Origin of the sequence: Mesorhizobium sp. M1A.F.Ca.IN.020.06.1.1, assembly GCF_004023265.1 — a bacterium.
Lineage (GTDB): Bacteria > Pseudomonadota > Alphaproteobacteria > Rhizobiales > Rhizobiaceae > Mesorhizobium.
Genome location: NZ_RZSR01000853.1, coordinates 1 through 2,620, shown reverse-complemented (window position 1 = coordinate 2,620; position 2,620 = coordinate 1). Strand labels below are relative to the sequence as shown.

The following is a 2,620-nucleotide window of genomic DNA, read 5'->3' as shown; positions in this document are numbered from 1 at the left end:
GCCGCCGCCCGCGACGGCAGCGAGGACGCGCGTACTTGCTGGGGCTGCTTTTCCGGGTTGCCGAAAAGATCGCTGGTGTCGTCCATGCTAGCCATTAAGTCCGGTACTGCGAATCACTCCTCGATACTGCCACGCTTTTGGCGGGCGAACGAGTTCCTGTTCCGTTCAGGGATCAAACTGTCTCTTATTCCAAAACCATTCGATAACCAAGCCGCTGGAAATAGGGCGGGCTCCACCCTTCGGATTCCTGATTCTTTAACATTAACGCCTAGCGTGAGCCTCAACGACAAAAGACCACGGGGCGTCAGGGGTTTCGTTGTGAAGGGCAGGGCCATAACCATGATCGGCATCGCAGCCGTTTTCGGCGCGATCTCGATCTTTGCCGCGGACTTCTGGGTCAAAAGCCAGGCGAGGGCCCAGTCCGAGCAGAAGACGGCATCGATCGTGGTGCCGCACGAGGCCAAAGTCGAATTCAAGACCATCGTCGTGGCGAATGCGCCGCTGCGCTACGGCATGCATCTCGACCGGTCGCAACTCACCGAAATTCCGTGGCCGCAGGATTCTCTGCCGCAAGGCGCCTTCCCGACCGTCGACAAGCTGCTGGCCGAAGGCAGCCGCGTCGTGCTGTCGCCGATCGAGGTCAACGAGCCGGTGCTGCTCGCCAAGCTGTCGGGACCGAATGGCCGCGCCACACTTTCCAACATGCTGTCGCCGGGCATGCGGGCCGTCACCATCCGCACCGACGAGATCGCCGGCGTCGGCGGCTTCATCACGCCGGGCGACCGGGTCGACGTCGTGCTGACGCGCGATGCCGGCGAAATCCAGGAAGTGTCCAAGAACGCGCAAGGGGCAGCCGGCTCGACGGTCACGTCCGAAATCGTCGTCTCCGACGCCAAGGTGCTTTCGGTCGGGCAGGGCGCGGACGAGCGCAAGACCGAGCCGCAGGTCGCCAATTCCGTCACCCTCGAGGTCACGAACGAAGGGGCGCAGAAGGTAGCGCTCGCCCGCACCGTCGGCTCCTTGTCGCTGTCTTTGCGGTCCGCCGCCGATGCCAGCGCCAGCGGCAACGGGCTTACCACCATCTCTTCCTTCGGCGGTTCGGTTGCCGCGAGCGCCGAGGCAAGCGCCGCCTCGCTGGTCAAGGCGGTGGCGAAGGAGCCGGAGGAGCCAAAATTCAAGACGGTGATCGTGTCCCGTGGCACGAAGGTGGAGGAATACAAGGTTCCCTCCAAGCCCGCCGAGGGAGACGTCGTTCCTTCCAAGGAACAAGAACAATAGCCGGTGGGGACCGGCGGGAACGGGACAATGCATGTGTTGAACAAAGAACGGACGACGAGAGGGCTGCGCCTTCTGCGTGCAATGGCGGCGGGCGCCTTTCTGGCAGCCGCCGGAATGCTGGCCTTTGGGGCGCCGGCCCAGGCAAACAACGACGTCGTATACGTCTCGGCGACCAAGAACGCCTCGATCAAAGTCGCCAAGGGCAAGCCCAAGACGATCATGACGAACGCGGCCTTCTATCAGATCGTCATCGGCGATCCGGAGATCGCCAACGTCAATCCGCTGACCGACAAGTCCTTCTATGTGTTGGGCAACAATCTCGGCACCACCGGCATCGCGCTGTTCGATCAGAACAAGCAGCTCGTCGGCACCATCGACATCGAGGTGACGCTGGACACCGACCAACTCGCGAACACCATCCGCGCCAGCGTGCCGGATGCCAAGATCAAGGTCGGTTCGGCCAACGGCCGCGTGGTGCTTTCGGGCGAGGCGGAAGACGCGGTCGCGGCCGACAAGGCGAGCAAGATCGCGTCGCGCTTCTCCGGCAATGAGGAAGTGATCAACTCGGTCAACATCTCGTCCTCGCAGCAGGTTCAGCTCAATGTCCGTTTCGTCGAGATCAACCGGCAGGCGGGACAGGATCTCGGCGCCAAATACGGGGCCAACTTTGCCTTCGGCGTCGGCGGTCGCGACGTCATCATCGACCCGGGCACGGTACCGACCGCCGGGACCGGCGAGATCATCGGCCGGTTGCTTTCCAACGGGGTTTCGATCGACATCGCCATCAAGGCGCTGGAAGAGCGCGGTCTCGCCCGGCGGCTGGCCGAGCCGAACCTGATCGCCCGCTCGGGCCAGACGGCGAGCTTTCTTGCCGGCGGCGAGTTCCCGATCCCGGTGTCCGAGGACAACGGCAAGATCAGCGTCAGCTATAAGAAATACGGCGTCGGTCTGGATTTCACGCCGACCGTGCTCAAGGGTGGACTGGTCAGCCTCGATATCGCGCCGGAAGTTTCGTCGATCGATCCCTCCGCGTCGATCGAAGTCAGCAGCGGCATTTCCATTCCTGCCTTCATCGTGCGTCGCGCCAAGACGTCGGTCGACTTGAAAAACGGCCAGAGCTTCATGATCGCGGGCCTTCTGCAGTCGCAGAACGACATCACCACCTCGCGCCTGCCGGGGCTCGGCAAGCTGCCGGTTCTCGGTCCGCTGTTCTCCTCGAAATCCTATCAGCGGCGCGAGACCGATCTGGTGATCATCGTCACGCCCTACCTGGTCAAACCGGTTGACCCGTCGAAGAAGATGGTCGAGCCCACCGACGGAACGCGGCCGCCAAGCAATGCCG

The 2,620-nt window shown here is 62.9% G+C and carries 2 protein-coding genes; both read left to right on the top strand.

Annotated features, from left to right (window positions below; translation table 11 throughout):
* Positions 1-339 precede the first annotated feature (339 nt).
* Entirely contained in the window at positions 340-1,278 is a 939-nt protein-coding gene (gene cpaB, locus EOA60_RS28030; RefSeq protein ID WP_128312247.1) for a Flp pilus assembly protein CpaB, read from the top strand.
* An 81-nt stretch (positions 1,279-1,359) separates the two neighbouring features.
* The coding region (locus EOA60_RS28025; protein ID WP_245502628.1) for a type II and III secretion system protein family protein at positions 1,360-2,620 on the top strand (1,261 nt) is incomplete at its 3' end.

What these genes read in the sequence shown, in the direction of transcription:
- cpaB (WP_128312247.1), top strand. Translation starts at nt 340, where the DNA reads ATGATCGGCATCGCAGCCGTTTTCGGCGCGATCTCGATCTTTGCCGCG.